Below are 21,043 nucleotides of genomic sequence, written 5' to 3' on the forward strand. Positions count from 1 at the left end.
CTCGCCGGTGTCTCCCGCACCGCTTACGCCGCGCGGGATCATGCCACGCCGGGACCGCGCCCACGGGGTATTTTCAGCCCGCGGACGGCATCCCCAACTCCGGGTGGGCGTCGAGCAGTCGGGGCGGCGCCGCCTGCCGCCAGGAGTCGGCGAGGATGTCCCGCAGTTCGTCCTCGTCCTCCAGCGCCGCGAGTCTCGCTCTCACCCAGGCGAACTGGGCCTCGTGACCGGCGATCCAGAACTTGCCCGGCTCGGCGAGGACCAGTTCGTCGCGTTCCTCCTTGGGGCAGCGCACGGCGATGGAGGTCTCGTCCTCCGGCAGCGTCGCGAACATCTTCCCCGCCACCCGGAACGTGGGCATGCTCCAGGCGACCTTCTCCGTGGTGTCCGGCAGGGAGAGGGCGATACGGCGTACGTCTTCGGCATCCGGCATGCCACGCACCGTAGCCCCTGCCACTGACAGTCACCCGGTCGCGGCGCTCCCCCGCCCGGGCCCCGGAGCGGCCGTCCGCTTGAAGTACAGGGTGGTGCCGCGGAGTTCGCCGGCCGGGGTCAGGGCGTAGTCGGGGATGGTGCCGGCCTCGGTCCAGCCGGCCGAGCGGTACAGGTGCTCGGCCGGGCTCCCGGTCTCGGTGTCGAGGTGCAGCAGGGTGATGCCGTCGGCCGCGGCCGCGTGCTCGGCGGTGGCGAGCAGGCGCCGGCCGAGGCCCTGCCCGCGCGCGGAGCGGTGCACCATCAGCTTCACGAGTTCCGCGCGGTGACGGCTGTTGGGCTTGCCGGGGCGGGCGAGGGAGACGGTGCCGGCCACGCGCCCGGCGCCGTCGACGGCCACCCATACGGCGAGCCGGCCCGCGGCCGCGTCGTCCGCGCGCTCCCGCCACCATGCGGCGGCCTCCGCGCGCGTCAGCGGTGCGAGGAAGCCGACGGAGGCACCGCCGGCCACGGTGTCGGTGAGCAGCGCGGCCAGTTCCGCCGCGCGGTCCCGCAGCTCCGCTCCGGACCAGCGCACCACCCTCACGGCCGCACCACCGCCAGCACGTACCGGGCCGTGCCGGGTCCGGCGCACCGGAAACGGGTCGGGCCGTGGACGCGCATCCGCAGGCAGTCGCCGGTGCCGAGGCGGTGGGCCCGCTCGCCGTCGGTCACCTCCAGGGTGCCGTCCAGCACCCACAGATGCTGTTCGAGGCCGGGTACGGGCGGGCGGTCGTAGGCGATGTCGGCGCCCGGGGCGAGCCGGCCCTCGACCAGTTCGCCACGCAGTCCGGCGTGCGGCGGGGACACGGAGCGCCGGACGAACCCCGAGGCACGGTCCTCCCACACCTGCTGCTCGGCGGCCCGCACGAGCGGGACCGGCCCCGCCTCGACCTCGCTGAGCAGCTGGGACATGGTGCGGCCGTAGACCTGACACAGGCGGTTGAGCAGGGCGGCGGTGGGGCTGGTCTCCGCGCGTTCGGCTCGCGAGAGGGTGGAGCGGCTCACTCCGCTGCGCTCCGCCAACTCGCCCAGCGACCAGCCGTGCTGGGCGCGCAGGGCGGCCAGCCGGGCACCGATGCGGACGTCGACCGCGTCCGGGTCCTCGCTTCTCACATCCGGGACGATATCCCGGATGTGAGACGGGCGTGTTACGGAGGGCTCACGGCCGCGCGGCCACTCCGAGGGCCTCCAGCACCGGCCGGATCAGCGGGTGTCCCTCGGCTCCCCGGCGTACCGCGGCGAAGACGCGGCGGGTCGGGGCCTCTCCGTCGACCGGGCGGACGACCACGCCCGTGAGGTCCATACCGCGCAGCGCGGAGCGCGGTACGAGCGCCACACCGGCGTCGGCCGAGGCGAGGGCGACGACGGCGCGGAAGTCGTCGGAGGAGTGCTCCAGCCGGGGCTGGAAGCCGGCGCTCTCGCAGGCGAGCACGACCACGTCGTGGCAGGGGTTGCCCGGGTAGGGCCCGATCCACGGGTCCTTCGCCAGCTCGGCCAGGGGCACCTCGGCGTGGTCCGCGAGGCGGTGGCCGACCGGCACGACGGCGTCGAACGGCTCGGCGTACAGCGGGACATGGGTGAGCCGGGGGTCGTCGGCGGACGGGGCGCCCCGGTACTCCACGGCGACCGCCACGTCGACCTGGCGGTCCAGCACCATCGGCAGGCTGGCGTCGCCCTCGGCGTCCTGGACACGGATGCTTATGCCGGGTGCGCGGGACGCGAGACGGGCCACGGCCGGGGCCACCACCTGGGCGATGCCGGTGGCGAAGGCGGCCACGGTGACCGTGCCCGCCTCGCCCGAGCCGTAGGCGGCCAGCTCGGCCTCGGCCCGCTCCAGCTGGGCGAGGACCGCGTTGGTGTGGCTGAGCAGGATCTCGCCGGCCGGGGTGAGCCGTACGCCCTTGGCGCCGCGCTCGACCAGGCGGTGGCCGGTTTCCTGCTCCAGGGCCGTCAGCTGCTGGGAGACGGCCGAGGGGGTGAGGTACAGCGCGGCGGCCGCCGCGGTGACCGTGCGGTGGTCGGCCACCGCACGGAGGATGTGGAGCCGCCGTGCCTCGATCATGCCCCCGATTATTCCAGGGTGTCCGCCCTGGTCAGCCCTCCAGCTCGGCACGGGCCGCGACGAAGGCGTCGACGGCGCGGTCGACGTCGGCCGTGGAGTGCGCGGCGGACAGCTGGACGCGGATGCGGGCCTGGCCCTGCGGGACGACCGGGTAGGAGAAGCCGATCACGTACACCCCGCGCTCCAGCAGGAGTTCGGCCATACGGCCCGCCTCGGTCGCGTCGCCGATCATGACCGGGGCGATGGCGTGGTCGCCGGGGAGGATGTCGAAGCCCTCCTCGGTCATCCGGCGGCGGAACAGCGCGGTGTTCTCGGTGAGCCTGACGCGCAGGTCGTCGGCGGACTCCAGCAGGTCCAGGACCTTCAGGGAGGCGGCGGCGATCACCGGGGCGAGGGTGTTGGAGAACAGGTACGGGCGGGAGCGCTGGCGCAGCAGGGCGACGATCTCGGCGCGGGCGGCGACGTAGCCGCCGGAGGCACCGCCGAGGGCCTTGCCGAGGGTGCCGGTGATGATGTCCACGCGGTCCATGACGCCGTGCAGCTCGGGCGTGCCGCGGCCGGAGGGGCCGACGAAGCCGACGGCGTGCGAGTCGTCGACCATGACCATGGCGTCGTAGCGGTCGGCGAGGTCGCAGATCTCGCGCAGCGGCGCCACGTAGCCGTCCATGGAGAAGACGCCGTCGGTGACGATCAGCCGGCGCCGGGCGTCGGACGCCTCCTTGAGCTTCGCCTCCAGGTCCGCGAGGTCGCGGTTGGCGTAGCGGAAGCGCCGGGCCTTGGACAGGCGGATGCCGTCGATGATGGAGGCGTGGTTGAGGGCGTCGGAGATCACCGCGTCCTCCTCGCCGAGCAGCGTCTCGAAGACACCGCCGTTGGCGTCGAAGCAGGAGGAGTAGAGGATCGTGTCCTCCTGGCCGAGGAAGCCGGACAGCCGCGCCTCCAGCTCCTTGTGCACCTCCTGGGTGCCGCAGATGAAGCGGACGGAGGCCATGCCGTAGCCCCAGCGGTCCAGGGCCTCGTGGGCGGCGGAGACCACCTCGGGGTGGTCGGCCAGGCCGAGGTAGTTGTTGGCGCAGAAGTTGAGGACCTCGCCGGGGCGGCCGCCGGCGGTGACGTTGACGGTCGCGGACTGCGGGGTGCCGATGACCCGCTCGGGCTTGTGCAGGCCGGCGGCACGGATCTCGTCGAGGGTGGCGCGCAGGTCGTCGCGGACGGTGTCGAACATGGGGGCTCCTGAAAGTGCTGGCGGGTGTGCGCGGACTGCGGCTCAGACGGTCCAGTCGAGGATGATCTTGCCGCCCTTGCCGCTCGCGGCGTCGGCGAAGGCGGCCTCGAAGTCGCGGTAGCCGTACCGGCCGGTGATCACCGGGGCGAGGTCCAGACCGCCCTCCAGCAGCACCGACATCGCGTACCAGGTCTCGAACATCTCGCGGCCGTAGATGCCCTTGATGGTGATCATCGAGGTGACGATGCGCGACCAGTCGACCGGGAACTCCTCGGCCGGCAGGCCGAGCATGGCGATCCGGCCGCCGTGCGTCATGTTGGCGATCATGTCGCGCATGGCCTCCGGACGGCCGGACATCTCCAGGCCGATGTCGAAGCCCTCGCGCAGCCCCAGCTCCCGCTGTCCGTCGGCGATCGTCGTCTCGGCGACGTTCAGCGCGAGGCTCGCGCCGATCTTGCGGGCCAGCTCCAGGCGCTCCTCGCTGACGTCGGTGACGACGACGTTGCGGGCGCCGGCGTGCCGGGCCACCGCGGCGGCCATCAGGCCGATCGGGCCGGCACCGGTGATCAGGACGTCCTCGCCGACCAGCGGGAAGGACAGCGCGGTGTGCACGGCGTTGCCGAACGGGTCGAAGATGGCGGCGACGTCGAGGTCGACGGGGACCCGGTGCACCCACACGTTGGACGCGGGCAGGGCGACGTACTCGGCGAACGCGCCGTCGCGGCCGACGCCGAGGCCGACGGTGGCCCGGCACAGGTGCCGGCGTCCGGCCAGGCAGTTACGGCATTTGCCGCACACCAGATGGCCCTCACCGCTCACCCGGTCGCCGATGCGGATGTCGCTCACGTCGCGCCCCACCTCGACGACCTGCCCGACGAACTCGTGCCCGACCACGAGCGGGGTGCTGATCGCCTGCTGCGCCCAGCCGTCCCAGGCCCGGATGTGCAGGTCGGTGCCGCAGATACCGGTCCGCATGACCTTGATCAGCACGTCACCGGGCCCGATGGCGGGCTCCGGGACGTCCGTCAGCCAGAGTCCCGGCTCCGCCTTCTCCTTGACCAGCGCCTTCACGCGTACGGCTCCTGTGGGTGAGGCCCGGGCGGCGGGCATGCGAAGAAGCCCGCACCGGGTCAGAGGGGTGGAATCACCCTGCAATCTGCCGTATGCGCGGGCGGTGGTCCATCGAGCTTTTCTTAACCGGCGCCTCAGCTTTCCTACACGCCCCGCGCGTGCCCCTGCACGAGCCCGCTCGCATCCCGCGCGCGAAGGCTCGCGCTTCAGAGCGGCAGACCGTCCGCGGCGCTGCGTTCGAGGCGTACGACGAGGTCGGCGGCGAGTGCCTTGATGGTCTCCAGGCCCTCTCGGCCCCAGACCCGGGGCGCGGTGTCGGCGGCACACACGGTGCCGAGCGCCATTCCGGAGCTGTCGATCAGGGGGGCGCCGAGATAGGAGTGGATGCCGTAGTCGTCGACCACCGGGTTGCCTGCGAACCGCGGGTAGTCGCGGACGTCCTCCAGCACCAGCGCCTTGCGGCGGACCACCACATGGGGGCAGAACCCGTGGTCGCGGGGCAGGACCCGGCCCAGTTCGGCCCGGGTACCGTCCTCCCGGACGGCCGGGGCGACGGCGGGGGCGCTCAGGCCCGCGAAGAACTGGTGGTCCTCGCCGATGAAGTTGACCATGGCGTACGGCGCGCCGGCGAGCCGTCCGAGGTGCTCGGCGAACGCGTCGAGCGCGGGGGCGGGCCGGTCCGCGAGGCCGAGCCGGCGCAACCGGTGGACCCGGGCGGGGGCCTCCTTGTCCTCGGGGGTGAGCAGCAGCCCCCGGACCGGCCGGGGCGGCTCGTAGCTCATGGCCGGGCTCCGTCGCAGTGGGCGTACCTCATATAGGGGCTCCGTGAGCGGTAGGGCGGAATCACCTGTGGGCGCCTCGGGTGGGCGCGGGCTCGGGGGTGTGGGCGAGGAGGTGGCGTACGAGGGTGAGCAGGGTCTGCACGCCGGAGCTGGAGATCCGGGCGTCGCAGCGGACGACGGGGACCTCAGGGTCGAGGTCGATGGCGGCCCGCACCTCCTCGGGGCCGTAGCGGTACCCGCCGTCGAACTCGTTGACGGCGACGATGAAGGCGAGCCCGCGCTCCTCGAAGAAGTCCACGGCGGCGAAGCAGTCCTGCAGCCGGCGGGTGTCGGCGAGGATCACCGCGCCGAGCGCGCCCTCGGACAGCTCGTCCCACATGAACCAGAACCGCTCCTGTCCCGGCGTGCCGAACAGGTACAGCACGTGCTCCGGATCGAGGGTGATCCGGCCGAAGTCCATCGCGACGGTCGTCTCCATCTTGTTCTCGATGCCGTCGAGATTGTCGGTGGCGGCGCCGACCGTGGTGAGCAGCTCCTCCGTGCTGAGCGGTGCGATCTCGCTGACCGCTCCCACGAAGGTCGTCTTGCCGACCCCGAATCCGCCCGCCACCAGGATCTTGAGCGCGGTGGGGAACGGGTCAGAGCTGTCGTCGTAGTCCATCGAGCACTGCCTCCAGCAGAGACCGGTCAGTGGGAGTGTGGTGGAAGGCGGGCGGCTTGGTGGTCAGCGCACCGCAGTCGACCAGGTCCGAGAGCAGCACCTTGGTGACCACGGCGGGCAGCTTCAGCTGCGCGGCGACCTCGGCGACCGAGACGGGCGCGCGGCACAGGTCGAGGGCCTGTGCGTGCTCGGGCCCGAGGTAGCCGAGCGGGGTCACCCCCGTGGACATCACCTGGGACATCAGGTCGAGGGCGATGCTCGGCTCGGTCCGGCCGTTGCTGACCGTGAAGGGGCGCACCAGCCGTCCGGCCGCGTCGTCCAGCCAGGGTCCGTCGCCGGCTGCGGCCACGCTCAAGGCCTCGTCGCCGAGGGTTCGACGGCGTGCTGCCGGGGGGCGGTCACCAGGTACGGGCGGACGCTCTTGACCAGCATCGCCATCTCGTAGCCGAGGACGGCGGCGTCTGCCTCGCGGCCGGCGAGCACCGCGAGACAGGTGCCGGAGCCGGCGGTGGTGACGAACAACAGGGTCGAGGCGAGTTCGACGACGACCTGGCGGACGTCGCCGCCGTCACCGAACCGGACGCCCGCGCTGCGGCCCAGTGAGTACAGCCCGGAGGCGAGGGCGGCCATGTGGTCGGCACTGTCCGGGTCCAGACCGTGCACGGACTTGACCAGTCCGTCGCAGGACAGCAGCACCGCGCTGCTGGTGTGGGGTACGCGCTGCACGAGGCCGCTCAGCAGCCAGTCGAGGTCGGAGGCGTGGGCGGTCGGCGCATCGCTCGCCATGGTGGATCGACTCCTTGGGGTACGAATTCTGCGGGAGCACTGGTGGGGGGCACATGTACTCGGGACGGTCAGCCGGCCGGGGCGCTCCCATCGGCCCGGCCGGTGCCACGGGTGCCGTCGAACGCGGGCTCGTGGGCGCGCGCCGGTGGTATCGAGGCAGGGGTGGTGCGGCCCGGGGAGGTGTAGTCCGGGGCCATGTGGTCCGGGGCCATGTGGCCGGGCGACATGTGGCCCGGTGACATGTGGTCCGCGTCCTGGTGGTCGTTGACGCCGTGTTCGGGCCGGGCACGCGTGAGTTCGGTGGACTCCGCGGGGGCGGATTGCAGGTGTCCGTCCGCCATGTGCGCGGCCTCCAGGGAGAACGAGCCGACGGGGGACGGGTCCGTGGTGGCCGTGTCCGCGTGCTGCGACTGCTGGAAGGCGGGCTTGCCGTACGGGGACTCCGCGACGGCCGCCTCCCCGGACGCCGGATGGGCGTGGGGAGACTCGTCGTAGCCGGTCTCCCTCGGCTGCTGGGCCTCGGCGAGCCCGATTCCGCGCTGGAAGGCGGCCATCAGCCCGGGGTCGTGGCCCGCGCCGGTGTCGGCCACCTGACGTGGTGCGGGGCCGCCGCGCAGCTGGGGCACGAGGTGCTCCTGGGCGCGGCGCCTGGGCAGCAGGGGCTTGTCCGGGGTGGCCTGCACGGTCTCGCTGCGCGGGGTGGGCAGGATGCCCGCGTGCGCCTCGACCGTCGAACGGTCCTCGGCGTTGACACCGGGCACGGCCTCGGCCGGGTTGGGCCGCGTGGCACGGGCGCCGCGCACGGGGAGCGGCGCGGGACCGTCTCCGGTGCGCGCGGCCTCACCGCTCCCGGCCGCGCGCCGCGCGGCTCCGGTGCCGGAGTCCCGCTCGGCGTCCCGGCGCCCGGGCCCGCGCTGGGCATGTCGTCGGCGCCCGGTGCCCGGGGCCGGTCCGGCTCCCGCTCCGGCAGGCGGACCGGCGGCCGTGTCCGACGTGGACCCGTCGTGGGCATCGGCTCCGGCGGGCAGAGCCGTGGCCTGTGGGGGTGCCGGCAGGGGGGCGTGCGCCCGCTGCGGCGTCGCCGTGACAGCGGCGTGCCGCGGTGGCGGTACCGCGTCCCCGGCACCGTCCGCGAGCACCGTCGGCGCCGTTCCCAACAGTGCTTGCGGGACCACGAGTACGGCCTGCACGCCGCCGTAGATGTTGCTCTGGAGCCGCACGGTGATGCCGTGCCGGCGGGCGAGCTGGGACACGACGTAGAGGCCGATGCGTCCGTCGGCCAGCAGGCTGGCGACGTTCACCTGGTCGGGGTCGGCGAGCAGGGTGTTCATCCGGTGCTGCTCGGCGACGGGCATGCCGAGTCCGCGGTCCTCGACCTCCACGGCCAGCCCGGAGGTCACGAGGTTGGCGCGGAGCAGCACCTGGGTCTGCGGGGCGGAGAACACCGTGGCGTTCTCGACGAGTTCGGCGAGCAGGTGGATGACGTCGGCGACGGCGTGACCGCGCAGTTCGCCGTCGATCGGCGGCACGAGCTTCACCCGGGAGTACTGCTCGACCTCGGCGATGGCGGAGCGCAGCACCTCGGTCATGGACACCGGGTTGCTCCATTGACGCCGGGAGACGGCACCGCCGAGCACGGCGAGGTTCTCGGCGTGCCTGCGGATGCGGGTCGCCAGGTGGTCGACGTGGAAGAGGCCCTTGAGCAGGTCCGGGTCCTCGATCTCGTTCTCCAGCTCGTCGAGGATGGAGATCTCACGGTGCACCAGGGACTGCAGCCGGCGCGCGAGGTTGACGAAGACCTCGAGCTTCTGCTCACTGCCCGCCTGGCTGGAGAGCTGGGCGGCGCGCACGACGGCGGTGACGGCGCCGTCGTGCGCGCGGGCCAGATCGGCGGCCAGCAGGTCGAAGTCGTCGGCGTCCGCGGGCGGCCGGCGGCGCGGGGCGGGCTGTGGCGGGGCCCCTCCCTGGCGCAGCGCGTCGACCAGGGAGTCCAGGTCGGCCTCGCCGCGCGCGGCGGTGCGGCGCAGGGCGTCCACCCGGTCGGACACCGACCTGGCGGCGCGGTCGGCGGCCACGGCGGCGATCAGGATGCCGGCGACGGCCACGGAGACCGCTCCCGCCAGCACGGCCCACAGCGTGGGCCCCGTGTGCACGCCCCCGGAACGGATGCTGAACAACACGGCGGCGGTGGCGCTCAGCGCGACCGCGAGCGGCGGCAGCACGGCCAGCCGCATGAGCTGGGGCCGTATGTGCGTCTCGGGCAGTGCGGGAGCGGGTCTGGCGACCGGCCGCCCGTGCCTGCCGCCCTCGCGGCGGTCGGCGCGGGTGGCCGGTGCTCGGAGGTGAGACATCTGCGTCCTCGTACTGGTCCGTCGGGCGTGTGTTCCGCACGCGGTGCGTGGTGCGGGCATGTGTGCGGGCATGCGTCGTCGCGATGTCGGGCCGACGGGACCGTGGTGCCCGGCCTCGGCGCGTCCGACGGACACTCACAGTAGTTGCCTGCGCATCATGTGCGGTGGGCAGTTGACAAAGTCCTGCGCAGAGCGTCCCGCTCTGGTATGAAGCCTCGTACGACAGACCGATAACCGGGCCGAGCCCCCTCGGGCAACCCGAAAGCGATCGATAAGACCTGGTCAAAACCGGTCAGCAGGAGCCGGGGGATGAGGGCGGGCCCAGGCTGCCCGACCCGCGCCGACGACTCACGCCACACGCCTTCGGGCCCACGCCTCGGCACCTACGACGGCCGCACCGATGTCACGGAGAGTGTCGGCCTTGGCCTGACCATCACCCCGGGGGCAGGGGGGAATCACCGGCACTCCGGGCAGGGCCACTGCACGGCGCCGGAGGCCGCCGCCAGCGCTCAAGGGGCCGCCGGTCGCCGGCGTGGCGCCGAGGTGCTCCGGGTAGGACGCTGCCGGTGATCCAGCGGGTCCCGGCGACTGCGCGCGGGCCGCCACAGCTCGGGGCGGCCCGCCGTCGACGCTGCTGGACAGGAGCCGCCGCGTGCCGGGAGGGCGACCGGCCGATACCCAGAGCGGGGCCAATGCGCTCCACGCGGCAGCCGCCGCAGCTCAGAGCAGGGCCACAGCGCTCTGAACCGGTCGCTGCCGCCCCGGGCAAGCCACCACCGGCACTATTCCGGGCGACGGCACTCGGACGGGCCGCCGCCGCTCGGGGCAGACCACCCCCGTCGTTCCGAAAGCGACCACACAGCACCCAGGGCGGGCGACCGCTGACACCCCGGGCGGGGCCACGCGCTCCACGCATCCGCCGTCGGCGCTCCCCGCGGACCGCCGGCAGCGCAGGGCCACAGCGCTCCGAACCGGTCGCCGGTGCCCGGACAGGCCACCACCTGCGCTCCGGAAGGGGGCCGCGGCGCTCGGGGCGGGACCGCTGCCGGCAGTCAGGACCGGCCATACCCGCGCACGGGCGGAATCGCCGCCATCCTCGTGAACGAGGCCGTCGCACCCCGGGTACGCCGCCGCCAGGCTCCGGGCTTCGGCGGCTGGTCCTCGTTGTCGTCAGCCGCGCTTCGGCGGCTCGGCGACGAAGGCGCCGACGGATCGCCAGGTGCGCCGGACCTCCCCCGACACACCGCGCCACCAGGCCTCGGCCGGGAGCTTGCCCGCCGGTTCGAAGGGCTCGCCGGGCCGGGGCAGGGCCACGGCCTGGCCCGCCTCCTCGGCCGCCTCCTTCGTCCACTCCCCCGGCTCGGCCCACGGGTGCGGGGCGAGATTGAAGGTGCCCCAGTGGATCGGCAGCAGCGCGCCGTGCGGGGCGCCGCCCTGGAGGTCCAGGTGGGCGCGCAGACCCTCCTCGGGGGTCATGTGGATGTCGGGCCAGAACTCGCTGTACGCGCCGATCTGCATCATCGTGGCGTCGAACGGGCCGTGTGCCGCGCCGATCTCCGTGAAGCCGTCGAAGTAGCCGGTGTCGCCGCTGTGGTAGATCCGGTGCTCGTCGCCCGAGACGACCCAGGACGCCCAGAGCGTGTGCTGGGTGTTGCGCAGACCGCGGCCGCAGAAGTGACGGGCGGGAGTGGCGGTGAGCGTGAGCCCGGCGATCTCGGTCGACTCGTGCCAGTCCAGCTCGCGCAGCCGGTCCGGGGAGACGCCCCAGTGCTCGAGGTGGGCGCCGACGCCGAGAGGCACCGCGAACACGGTGTCCGTGCCGGCCAGGGCCTTGATGCTGGGCAGGTCCAGGTGGTCGTAGTGATCGTGGGAGATCACGATCACGTCGACGTCACCGAGCGCGGCCAGCGGCAGCGGCACCGGGTGCAGCCGCTTCGGCCCCGCGAAGGGGAACGGGGAGCAGCGCTCGCCCCAGACGGGGTCGAACAGGACCCGTCGGCCGTCGATCTCCGCGAGCACGCTGGAGTGGCCCATCCAGGTCAGCCGCAGTCCCGTGGCGGGCGGCTCGGCCAGGTCGGCGAAGGTCGTGGGGTGGACCGGGACCGTGCCCCTGGGGGCGCGCAGCGGCCGGGTCTCCTTGTCGAGGAAGACCTTCGCGAGGTCCAGCGTGGAGCCTGAGGGCCGGGTGCGGGCGGGCCCGCCAGGGTTCTGGAAGACGCCGTCCTTGAAGTGCGGGGACCGGCGGATGCGCGCCATGCGCTCACCGCCCGGGTCCGCGCCGAAGGCCGCGGGCCGCAGCGCGCGGAGGCCGGAGCTCGAGGAACGCGGACCGGTCACGGTACCTCCAGATGGAGTGGCTGAGGTCCTCCATTATGGTCGGCGCCTCCGACAAGCCCGCGGCCACCGTGGCCCCGACGCCTGCTACTGAATGTCCGTTCAGCAACATTGACACGCCCGGGAGCCGCTTCGGATACTGACCCGGTACTGACTGATGATTCAGTAACACCCACTCGGCCCCCTCCGCCGAGCACCCCGACCCCCTGGGGAGGCGACGGCGGCCACGGCCCGCGCGCGTGCACCCCCGCCGATCTCGCGCGAGCCCTCACCGAGGCCCTCTGCCGGCCCGCCCCCCTCACCACCCTCCCCGAGGAGACCCCATGACCGCCCCCGCTCCCCTGATGTCGCTCGTCTGGACCGATCACGTCACCGGCCGCCGGGGCTTCCTGGTCGTGGACCGGCTGGTGCGGGGCGTGGCCAGCGGCGGGCTGCGGATGCGCCCCGGCTGCACGCTGGAGGAGGTGGCCGGGCTGGCCCGCGGCATGACGATGAAGGAGGCCCTGCACTACAACCCCGAGGGCCGTTACGTCCCGCTCGGCGGCGCCAAGGGCGGCATCGACTGCGACCCGCAGGACCCGGGCGCGTACGGGCTGCTCGTGCGCTACCTGCGCGCCATGCGGCCGTACATCGAGAGCTTCTGGACCACCGGTGAGGATCTCGGTCTGACCCAGGACCTGGTGGACCGGGCGGCGGCCGAGGCCGGCCTGGTCTCCTCCGTCCAGGCGGTGTACCCGCTGCTGGACGACGAGGCGGCGGCCCGCCGGAGACTCGCGGACGCCTTCGCGGTGGAGGTCGACGGCATCGGCCTGGACGAGCTGGCCGGCGGCTGCGGGGTCGCCGAGTCGGTGCTCGCGGCCCTGGACCGGGCGTCGGTGCCGTACCGGGGCACCCGGGTCGTCGTCCAGGGCCTCGGCACTATGGGCGGGGCGACCGCGCGCTTCCTCGCACGCGAGGGCCTGACCGTGGTGGCCGTCGCCGACATCAAGGGCACGATCGAGAACCCGGCCGGCCTCGACGTGGAGGCGCTGCTGGCCGCGCGCGACACGTACGGCACCGTCGACCGGCGCGTGCTGCGCCCGGGCGACCGCGAACTGCCCGGCGACGCCTGGCTGTCCACCGAGGCGGAGGTGCTGGTGCCCGCGGCCGTCTCCTACGCCGTCGGCATCGCCGAACAGGAACGCGTCACCGCCCGCTGGATCGTCGAGGCCGCCAACATGCCCGTGGTCCCCGAGGCGGAGACCCTGCTGGCCGCACGCGGGGTCACGGTGCTGCCGGACGTGGTGGTCAACTCCGGTACGAACGCCTGGTGGTGGTGGACGCTGTTCGGCGACATCGGTGCCGACGCCGACGAGGCGTTCGCGCACATCCGCGGCTCCATGCGCGCCCTGATCGAGCTGATGCTCGACCGGGCGGAGGCCGACGGCACGACCCCGCGCGCGGCCGCCCACGCCCTGGTGACCGACCGGCTGGCGGTGATCGCGGAACGCTTCGGCTGGTACCGGTGACGGGACCGGGCGAGACACCCGGGAGGAACACCGGGGGCCGCAAGGGGCGCCGCGGGCGTCCCACCTCTCGCCACTCTCAACCTATAGCGCACCGGGGGGCTTGCGGCAAGGCCCCGGTCGTACCGCAGAATCGCAGGCCGACGCCGATCACCTGCGGAAATGGGAGATTCACGAAGTGCGTGCACCGATGTCGGCAGACCCCACGGGCGGTACCCCGGATCGAGCCGGTGACAGGAGCTCTCCGACGACCAGCGCGTTCGATCTACCCGAGCGCCTCTCCCCCAAGGCCGACCCGGCGCTCGTCGCGCGCGACGAGCGGCACTTCGCGGCGATCGCGGAGAGCCTGCGGCAGACGATCGCCGAACTGTCCGAGCGTCTCGACGCCGAACTCAGGGCGCCCGGCGGCACAGGTCGGCAGGCGATGGACCGGGACGCGGAGGTGCACCGGCTGACCGGTCGTCTGCGCACCCTGCGCCGCTTCGGCCTGGACCTGTGCCTCGGGCACATGGTCGGCGCGGACGACGGCGAGCCGGTGTACATCGGACGCCTCGGTCTGACCGACAGCACGGGGCGCCGGTTGCTGCTGGACTGGCGCGCCCCCGCCGCCGAGCCGTTCTTCGCGGCGACCCACGCCGATCCGATGGGCCTGGCGAGCCGTCGCCGGTACCGCTGGACGGGCGGCCGGATCAGTGACTACTGGGACGAGGTGTTCACCGCCGACGGGCTGGAAGGACACGCGGCGCTGGACGACCAGTCGGCCTTCATCGCCAGTCTCGGCGGCAGCCGGTCGGCCCGGATGCGGGACGTGCTCGCCACCATCCAGGCCGACCAGAACGCCGTCGTCCGGGCGGGCTCCCGGGGCGCCCTCGTGGTCGACGGCGGTCCGGGCACCGGGAAGACGGTCGTCGCCCTGCACCGCTCCGCCTACCTGCTGCACTCCGACCCGCGCCTCGGTCACCGGCGCGGCGGCCTGCTGTTCGTCGGACCGCACCAGCCCTACCTGGCCTATGTCGCCGACGTGCTGCCCAGCCTCGGCGAGGAGGGCGTGCGGACGTGCACCCTGCGGGACCTGCTGCCCGAAGGCGCGGCGGCGGAGGAGGAGGCCGACCCCGAGGTGGCCCGCCTGAAGTCGTCCGCGGACCTGGTGCGGGCGATCGAGAAGGCCGTCGCGTTCCACGAGGAGCCGCCCACGGCGGGCCTGACGGTCACCACTCCGTGGTCGGACGTCCGGCTGACCGCCGACGACTGGGCCGAGGCGTTCCGCGCACCGGGCCCCGGCACACCGCACAACGAGGCGCGCGACATGATCTGGGACGAGCTGGTCACGATCCTCCTGGACAAGCTGGACGGTGACGTACCGCCCGACCTGTTCCGCAGGGCGCTGCTGCACGACGAGGAACTGGTCGGCGCCCTTCACGGCGCGTGGCCGCTGCTCGAAGCGGCCGACGTCGTCGGGGACCTGTGGTCGGTGCCCGCCTACCTGCGGCTGTGCGCCCCCTGGCTCGGCCCGGACGACGTACGCAAGTTGCGGCGTGAGGAGGCGCAGGCGTGGACCGTGTCCGACCTCCCGCTGCTCGACGCCGCGCGGCAGCGGCTCGGCGACCCGGACGCGGCCCGGCGCGGGCAGCGGCACAGGGCCGTCCTGGACGCGCAGCGCGAGCGGATGGCGCAGGTCGTCGACAACCTGATCGACGCCGCGTCCGCCTCCGGCGCCGACGGTGACGACGGCGAGGGTCTGGTGCGGATTCTGCGCGGTCAGGACGCCGCGGTCAGCCTGGTCGACGAGTCCGAACTGGCCACGGCCGACCGGGACCTGCTCGCCGGCCCGTTCGCGCACATCGTCGTGGACGAGGCGCAGGAACTGACCGACGCGGAGTGGCAGATGCTGCTGTCGCGGTGCCCGTCGCGGAGTTTCACCATCGTCGGGGACCGCGCCCAGGCCCGGCACGGGTTCACGGAGTCGTGGCGGGAACGGCTGGCGCGGGTCGGGCTGGACCGGGTCGACGTGGCCTCCCTGAGCATCAACTACCGGACGCCCGAGGAGGTCATGGCGGAGGCGGAGCCGGTCATCCGGGCCGTGCTCCCGGACGCCAACGTGCCGGCCTCCGTCCGCAGCAGCGGTGTCCCCGTCGTGCACGGCACCGTCTCGGAGCTGGAGTCGGTCCTCGACGGCTGGCTCGCCGCGCACGACGACGGGATCGCCTGCGTCATCGGCGCTCCCTCGTTCCGGGCGACGCCCCGCGTCCGCTCGCTGACCCCGGAGCTGTCGAAGGGGCTGGAGTTCGACCTGGTCGTCCTCGTCGACCCGGAGGCGTTCGGCGAGGGGATCGAGGGGGCGGTGGACCGCTATGTCGCCATGACCCGGGCGACGCAGCGGCTCGTGGTCCTCACGAGCCGCCCCACGGACTAGCCCCCGTCCCGGTGCGTGTCTCCCCGCGCGTGCGCGCCCGGTGGCCGGAACAGCACCGGCGAGCGGGCCCACCTGCCCGGCGGGCTCGGAGCGGCCCGCCCGGTAGGGTGACCGCGTGGCGAGAGTGCGGTTGAGCGTGGCGGAGCGGCGGGAGGAACTGCTGCGGGCCGCCATCGAGCAGATCGAGGCGCGGGGCGTCGCGGCGGTCCGGATCGCCGACGTGGCCGCGGCGCTCGGGGTGAGCAACGCGCTGGTGCTGTACCACTTCTCGACCAAGGAGAAGCTGGTCGCCGCCGCGTTCACGTACGCGGCGCAGGACGACCTCGCGCACCTGCGCAAACTGCTGGGACGGCGCACCTCCGCGCTGCGCCGGCTGCGGGCGGCGGTGCGCTGGTACGCGCCGACCGGTCAGGCCAAGGGCTGGCGGCTGTGGATCGAGGGCTGGGCCGTGGCGCTGCGCGAGCCGGCGCTGCGGGACGTCACCCGGGACCTGGACAGGGAGTGGAAGGCCGCGCTCGTCGAGGTCATCGCCGAGGGCGTGGCGGCGGACGAGTTCGTGTGCGCCGATCCGGTCGGCACGGCACTGCGGCTGACCGCGCTGATGGACGGGCTGGCCGTCCAGCTCACCTCGTACCCGGGCTCGGTGCCGCGGTCCCGGGCGCAGGAGTGGGTCGATGAGGCCCTGGCCCGCGAACTGGGCCTGGACCGGGAGGCGTTGGCGGGGCGCTGACACGCCGCGCCGTACCTGCGGGGGCGTGATCGTGCCCCTCGCCGTGGGTCGCACGGGTCGGGGCACGAAGAACCACTCACCGGCACCGGTCACCGTTTCGGTGGCTCCGGGTCAGGCCACGGAGGCGATCCGGAGCTTGATGTCGTCCGGCGACAGGGGGCCCTTCGCCGTCACGTGGTCGCCGGAGGACTCGCCCCGCAGTCGGCGGCCGATCCACGGCACGAGGTACTCGCGGGCCCAGTGGACGTCGTCCCGGCGGACCTCCAGGGTGCCCCGGGGCGGCAGCGGCGGCCACGGCTGCTCCGGGTCGGCCGGCACCTCGAGACCGAGGGCCTGACCGGCGCGCAGGGCCACGCGGGTGTGCCCCTCGGGCGAGAGGTGGAGCCGGTCGCTGTCCCAGGCCCTGCGGTCCTGTACGGACTTGAGGGACCACAGGTCGAGCACGGGGCAGCCGTACCGGTCGGCGATGGCGCGCACATGCCCGTTGTACGTGGCGATCTTGCCGCGCAGATGCTTGAGCAGCGGGACGCCACGGGTGTCGAACCCGGTCGTCACCATCACCGTGCCCGCGGCCTCGGCCAGCGGGGCCAGGGCGCGCTCGAATCGCTCGGCCACCTCGTCCGGGTCGGTACCGGGGCGGATGATGTCGTTGCCGCCGGCGCAGAAGGACACGAGGTCCGGGGCCAGTTCGACGGCCTGGGGAAGCTGGTCCGCCACGATCTGGTCCAGCAGCTTCCCGCGCACGGCCAGGTTGGTGTACTGGAAGTCGCCCTCGGGACGCCGGTCGGCGAGCAGTACCGCGAACCGGTCCGCCCAGCCCACGAACGCCCCGTCGGGACCGGGATCGCCCACGCCCTCGGTGAAGCTGTCCCCCACCGCCACGTACGACCCGATCACTGATCTGTTGTCACTCTTCGAATCGTCTGCCACATCGGACCATGATTCACCTTCGGATGTGACCTACGCGACCGTAGGCCGGGGTTGACGAACGGTGAGATGGGACACTCTTAAAGAATTTGCCAACCGGGAATACCGAAGGCCGGATCCGGGGATCGGGGGTCCGGCCTTCGGTGGCGTGTCCGGCAGGTGGTTGTGGTGCGGGCCGTGTCAGCCGACGGGGACGCCGTGCTCGCGGAGGTAGCCGACCGGGTCGATGTCGGAGCCGTAGTCCGGCGTCGTGCGGATCTCGAAATGCAGGTGCGGGCCGGTCACGTTGCCGGTGGCGCCGGACAGGCCGATCTGCTGTCCCGCCGTCACGGCCTGGCCGGCCGAGACGGAGAGCCGGGAGAGGTGGCCGTACTGGGCGTAGTGGCCGTCGAGGAGCTTGATGACGACCTGGTTGCCGTAGGCGCCGCCCCAGCCCGCCGAGACGACCGTGCCCGCGCCGACGGCCTTGAGGGGGGTGCCGGTCGGTACGACGAAGTCGACGCCGGTGTGGTAGCCGCTGGACCACATGCTGCCGGCCGTGTGGTAGGCGGTGCCGATGGTGGCGCCGGTCACGGGGAGGGTGAAGCCGGTGGCGGCGGTCGTCGTGGCGGCGGACACCGCCGGCTTGGCCGCCGAGGCCTGCCGCGGGGCCACGGACGCCTTCGTGGGGGCCGAGGTCTTCGCGGGGGCCGAGGGCTTCGCGGGGGCCGAGGGCTTCGGGGCGGCCGAGGAGTGCTGCGGGGCAGCGGGTTCGGTACGGGTCCGGGCGGCCTGCTCGCCGAGCGTCAGCTTGAGGCCCGGGTGGATCAGCGCGGGGTTGTCGCCGACGGCCTGGCGGTTGTCGTCGTAGAGGCGGTGCCAGCCACCGCCGACGTGCTGCCGGTCGGCGATCGTCGCGAGGCAGTCGCCGGCCTTGACGGTGTAGATGTGCGCCGTCGCGTCCGCCGCGGCGGCGGACCTCTGCACCGCGGCGGGAAGGGACTGCGCGGCCTTTCCGGAAACGGGCTGCGCCGCGGGGGCGGCGTGCGCTCCCGTGGCCCCGAGGAGCGGGAGGGCCAGAGCGGCGCCACCCGTTCCGGCGACGGCGATGGAGCGGGAAAAACGCGGGGTCTTGGGACGTCGGTGCTTACCCTTCGCGGGCATGGCGCATTCCTCTCCGACGCCTGCGAGGTCAGCTGCCGGGTTCGGGCTGGAGTCGCCCGGCCGTGCGGTGCGCGGCTTCACCCCTGGCCTGTCGCGAGAACCGGGACAGGCGGTCGTGCCTGGTGGGTCCCCCGCTCCTGCCGAACACGGGTCATATGTGCGGGAACTCCGGGCGGCGGCAGGATTCGGCGTTCCGTCCGGATTGGTGGCGAACGTAAGCGAGCAGGACGGGCGGAAACAAGCGCCCCGTTCCCGCCCTTCCGGATTCGCAAGATCGAAGGCGGGAATGCCCGGTGACCCTCCGTGCATTCCCGCCTTCCGGGCCGATTCGATTTCCCTGTGGGGCACCGGAATTACGTGAACATGTCGCGCGACGTACGGTCACGAATATGACGCCCCTCACACGGAGTCCCCCCACGTCCGTTTATTTGATGGCGAGTTGGACTCGGGGCGCCAATCTGCGTGAAGGGTTCAGATACGACACAGTCGGACAATCGTCGCATCCAGGTCGCCCTTCAGCCCCGTCCGCAGGCCGTGGTGCAGCAGTACGGCACCTCGGTGCACTTCGCCCGATTCGCGGCATTCGTACGACGCTGTCGGGTCGAGTCCGCGCAGCCGCACCGCCGGAACCGGCTCGCCGTAGCTCTGCGACCGAAGCCAGGCGAGGACCACCGTCTCGTCCCCGAGGACGTACTGGACGGCACTCAGCCCGTCCGCCGGGGGCCGCAGCCGGTACAGCTCGCCCCGCTGGACGACCGGGCGGATCTCCTTGTAGAGCTCCACCCAGCCCCGGGCCTCGGCCAGCTCCTCCGCGCTCCACGCCGTGAGGTCTCCGCCGACGCCCAGCACGCCCGCCATGGCGCTGACGAAGCGGAACCGCAGCGAGCTGACCCGGCCGTTGAGCTGGGTGTTCGGGCTGTCGGTGACCCAGGCGGCCATCACACGCGCGGGGTGGATCTGGCTGAAGCCGTGCTGGATGGCGAGCCGGTCCAGCGGATCGGTGTTGTCGGAGGTCCACACCTGGTCGGTACGGCTCATCACCCCGAGGTCGATCCGGCCGCCGCCTCCCGAACAGGACTCGAAGGCGACCCCCGGGTGCGCCGCGCGCAGCCGGTCCAGCAGGGCGTACAGCGCGTGGACGTGATCGATCCACAGGCGCTGCGGGTACGGCTCGCCGGGCCAGCCGGCGTCGGTGAAGCAGCGGTTGAAGTCCCACTTCACGTAGTCGATCGGGGTGCTGGTGAGCAGTGCGTCCAGCTGCTGCCAGAGGTGGTCCTGGACGTCCTCGCGGGCCAGGTTGAGGACGAGCTGGTTGCGCAGCTCCGTCCGCTTGCGGCCCCGCTGGTACTGCACCCAGTCGGGGTGGGCCCGGTAGAGGTCGCTGTCCTGGTTGACCATCTCGGGCTCGACCCAGATGCCGAACCGCATGCCGAGGCCGTGCACCTGGTCGGCGAGCGGCTTGAGACCGTGCGGGAAGCGGTCGGGATTGGGGCTCCAGTCGCCCAGCCCGGCGCGGTCGCCGGTGCGGGCACCGAACCAGCCGTCGTCCACCACGAAGAGTTCGCAGCCGATCTCGGCGGCGCGGCGGGCGAGGGCGGTCTGCTGCTCCTCGGAGATGTCGAAGTGGGTCGCCTCCCAGGAGTTGAAGAGCACGGGCCGGTCCCGCTCCGCGTCCGGCACGACGTACGCGCGCTGGTAGGCGTGCCAGGTGCGGCTCGCGGCACCGAACCCGCCGGCGCTCCACAGGCCGGCGAAGACCGGGGTGGTGTACGCACCACCGGGCTCCAGGAGCAGCAGGCCCGAGTCGTCGTATCCGGCGCCGCCGGTGATCTGGACGCGCCCGTCCGGGAGCTGGGCCACGGAGATCCGCCAGGAGCCGGACCAGCCGAGCGCGCATCCGTAGACCTCGCCGTGCTCCTCGGTGGCGTCGGTGTCGAGCGCCACCCAGGGCAGGTGCTGGTGGCCGGTGTGCCCGCGGCGGCTGCCGATGATCTTCTCGCCGTAGGTGAGCGGCGCGGTGGTGAGCCGGGACTCGGCGGCCCAGCGGCCGTGCAGCTGGGACAGCCGCCAGCCCTCGCGGTCGGGCAGGGTCCAGGTGGCGGCGTCGGCGCGCAGCAGCTCCACGCGCGCCCGGCCGCCGTTGGCCACGGTCACCCAGCGCTCGACCACGTCACCGCGCATCCGGTGGTGCAGGGTGATCGCCACACCGTCGTCGTCGAAGAGCAGCCGCAGTTCCTCCCCGTCGCCGGCGGTCCCGTACGACACGAAGCGCCACTCGGTGCCGCGGCGTTCCTCGGTGCGCACGGACAGGGCGGGGCGGACGAAGCGGGGGCCGCCCTCGACCGGGTACTCCTCACGGCCGTCGAGCGGGGACTCGAAGGGCCAGTAGCCGGGCAGGGGGTTCGCGGCCAGGGCCTCGGCGTCTTCGAGCGCGATCCGCGGCCCCCAATGGAGGTGCAGCAGCTCGTCGGCCTCGGTGAGGTGCAGGGCATAACTACTGGTGGGACCCGACAGGAGCCAGGTACGACCGTCTTCGGCGATGTCCACCATCGAGACCTCACAGGTGTCAACAGATCCGC

The 21,043-nt window shown here is 73.2% G+C and carries 18 protein-coding genes and 1 riboswitch; of the genes, 3 read left to right on the top strand and 15 right to left on the bottom strand.

The genetic code is table 11. From position 1 onward, the window contains the following. Positions 1–73: 73 nt before the first annotated feature. From BLW57_RS07255 to BLW57_RS07315, 12 genes are all read right to left on the bottom strand, one after another. On the bottom strand, positions 74–433 hold the full coding sequence (locus BLW57_RS07255) for an MmcQ/YjbR family DNA-binding protein (RefSeq protein ID WP_176985502.1): 360 nt from the start codon (positions 431–433) through the stop codon (positions 74–76). A gap of 30 nt (positions 434–463) precedes the next feature. Further along, on the bottom strand, positions 464–1,012 hold the full coding sequence (locus BLW57_RS07260; protein ID WP_093473023.1) for a GNAT family N-acetyltransferase: 549 nt from the start codon (positions 1,010–1,012) through the stop codon (positions 464–466). 2 nt (positions 1,013–1,014) lie between these two features. Beyond that, a complete protein-coding gene (locus tag BLW57_RS07265) occupies positions 1,015–1,587 on the bottom strand; it encodes a helix-turn-helix domain-containing protein (RefSeq protein ID WP_093473024.1) in 573 nt (190 codons plus the stop codon). A 46-nt stretch (positions 1,588–1,633) separates the two neighbouring features. Continuing rightward, a complete protein-coding gene (locus tag BLW57_RS07270) occupies positions 1,634–2,536 on the bottom strand; it encodes a LysR family transcriptional regulator (RefSeq protein ID WP_093473026.1) in 903 nt (300 codons plus the stop codon). Between the two features lie 31 nt (positions 2,537–2,567). After that, entirely contained in the window at positions 2,568–3,761 is a 1,194-nt protein-coding gene (locus BLW57_RS07275) for a glycine C-acetyltransferase (RefSeq protein ID WP_093473027.1), read from the bottom strand. Positions 3,762–3,803: 42 nt separating this feature from the next. Beyond that, positions 3,804–4,832 carry an L-threonine 3-dehydrogenase gene (gene tdh / locus BLW57_RS07280; RefSeq protein WP_093473029.1) on the bottom strand — a complete coding sequence of 343 codons (1,029 nt, stop codon included), beginning with the start codon at positions 4,830–4,832 and terminating at the stop codon, positions 3,804–3,806. Positions 4,833–5,038: 206 nt separating this feature from the next. Further along, positions 5,039–5,614: a GAF domain-containing protein gene (locus BLW57_RS07285; protein ID WP_093473030.1), complete on the bottom strand. Its 576-nt coding sequence runs from the start codon at positions 5,612–5,614 to the stop codon at positions 5,039–5,041. A gap of 61 nt (positions 5,615–5,675) precedes the next feature. Continuing rightward, positions 5,676–6,275 carry a GTP-binding protein gene (locus tag BLW57_RS07290; RefSeq protein ID WP_093473032.1) on the bottom strand — a complete coding sequence of 200 codons (600 nt, stop codon included), beginning with the start codon at positions 6,273–6,275 and terminating at the stop codon, positions 5,676–5,678. After that, positions 6,253–6,624: a DUF742 domain-containing protein gene (locus BLW57_RS07295; protein ID WP_093473033.1), complete on the bottom strand. Its 372-nt coding sequence runs from the start codon at positions 6,622–6,624 to the stop codon at positions 6,253–6,255. The genes BLW57_RS07290 and BLW57_RS07295 overlap by 23 nt, the downstream gene beginning before the upstream one ends. A gap of 2 nt (positions 6,625–6,626) precedes the next feature. Then, positions 6,627–7,061, bottom strand: coding sequence for a roadblock/LC7 domain-containing protein (locus BLW57_RS07300; protein WP_073891429.1), 435 nt, complete (start codon positions 7,059–7,061; stop codon positions 6,627–6,629). Between the two features lie 68 nt (positions 7,062–7,129). Continuing rightward, positions 7,130–9,412: a sensor histidine kinase gene (locus BLW57_RS07305; protein ID WP_176985503.1), complete on the bottom strand. Its 2,283-nt coding sequence runs from the start codon at positions 9,410–9,412 to the stop codon at positions 7,130–7,132. Between the two features lie 1,170 nt (positions 9,413–10,582). Further along, entirely contained in the window at positions 10,583–11,749 is a 1,167-nt protein-coding gene (locus BLW57_RS07315; protein ID WP_093473038.1) for an MBL fold metallo-hydrolase, read from the bottom strand. Positions 11,750–12,069: 320 nt separating this feature from the next. Here BLW57_RS07315 and BLW57_RS07320 point away from each other — a divergent pair, with 320 nt between their 5' ends. The 3 genes from BLW57_RS07320 to BLW57_RS07330 all read left to right on the top strand — a co-directional run bounded on the left by BLW57_RS07320 (position 12,070) and on the right by BLW57_RS07330 (position 16,394). Beyond that, the gene (locus BLW57_RS07320; protein ID WP_093473039.1) at positions 12,070–13,254 is read left to right on the top strand and encodes a Glu/Leu/Phe/Val dehydrogenase dimerization domain-containing protein; all 1,185 of its coding nucleotides are present in this window, start codon (positions 12,070–12,072) and stop codon (positions 13,252–13,254) included. A gap of 187 nt (positions 13,255–13,441) precedes the next feature. After that, positions 13,442–15,664, top strand: coding sequence for an RNA polymerase recycling motor ATPase HelR (helR, locus tag BLW57_RS07325; RefSeq protein ID WP_093473041.1), 2,223 nt, complete (start codon positions 13,442–13,444; stop codon positions 15,662–15,664). Between the two features lie 115 nt (positions 15,665–15,779). Next, positions 15,780–16,394 carry a TetR/AcrR family transcriptional regulator gene (locus BLW57_RS07330; protein WP_256339417.1) on the top strand — a complete coding sequence of 205 codons (615 nt, stop codon included), beginning with the start codon at positions 15,780–15,782 and terminating at the stop codon, positions 16,392–16,394. 111 nt (positions 16,395–16,505) lie between these two features. Here the strand turns inward: BLW57_RS07330 and BLW57_RS07335 are convergent, their stop codons facing one another. The 3 genes from BLW57_RS07335 to BLW57_RS07345 form a co-directional block, all read right to left on the bottom strand. After that, positions 16,506–17,291, bottom strand: a complete 786-nt coding sequence (locus BLW57_RS07335) for an SGNH/GDSL hydrolase family protein (RefSeq protein WP_093473044.1) — start codon at positions 17,289–17,291, stop codon at positions 16,506–16,508. 210 nt (positions 17,292–17,501) lie between these two features. Continuing rightward, the gene (locus tag BLW57_RS07340) at positions 17,502–18,464 is read right to left on the bottom strand and encodes a M23 family metallopeptidase (RefSeq protein ID WP_093473045.1); all 963 of its coding nucleotides are present in this window, start codon (positions 18,462–18,464) and stop codon (positions 17,502–17,504) included. A gap of 4 nt (positions 18,465–18,468) precedes the next feature. Next, positions 18,469–18,665: riboswitch (cyclic di-AMP (ydaO/yuaA leader) on the bottom strand. A 270-nt stretch (positions 18,666–18,935) separates the two neighbouring features. Continuing rightward, positions 18,936–21,014, bottom strand: a complete 2,079-nt coding sequence (locus tag BLW57_RS07345) for an alpha-galactosidase (RefSeq protein ID WP_093473047.1) — start codon at positions 21,012–21,014, stop codon at positions 18,936–18,938. Positions 21,015–21,043 lie beyond the last annotated feature (29 nt).

Origin of the sequence: Streptomyces sp. 1222.5, from assembly GCF_900105245.1 — a bacterium.
In the GTDB taxonomy this organism is placed as follows: domain Bacteria; phylum Actinomycetota; class Actinomycetes; order Streptomycetales; family Streptomycetaceae; genus Streptomyces; species Streptomyces albidocamelliae.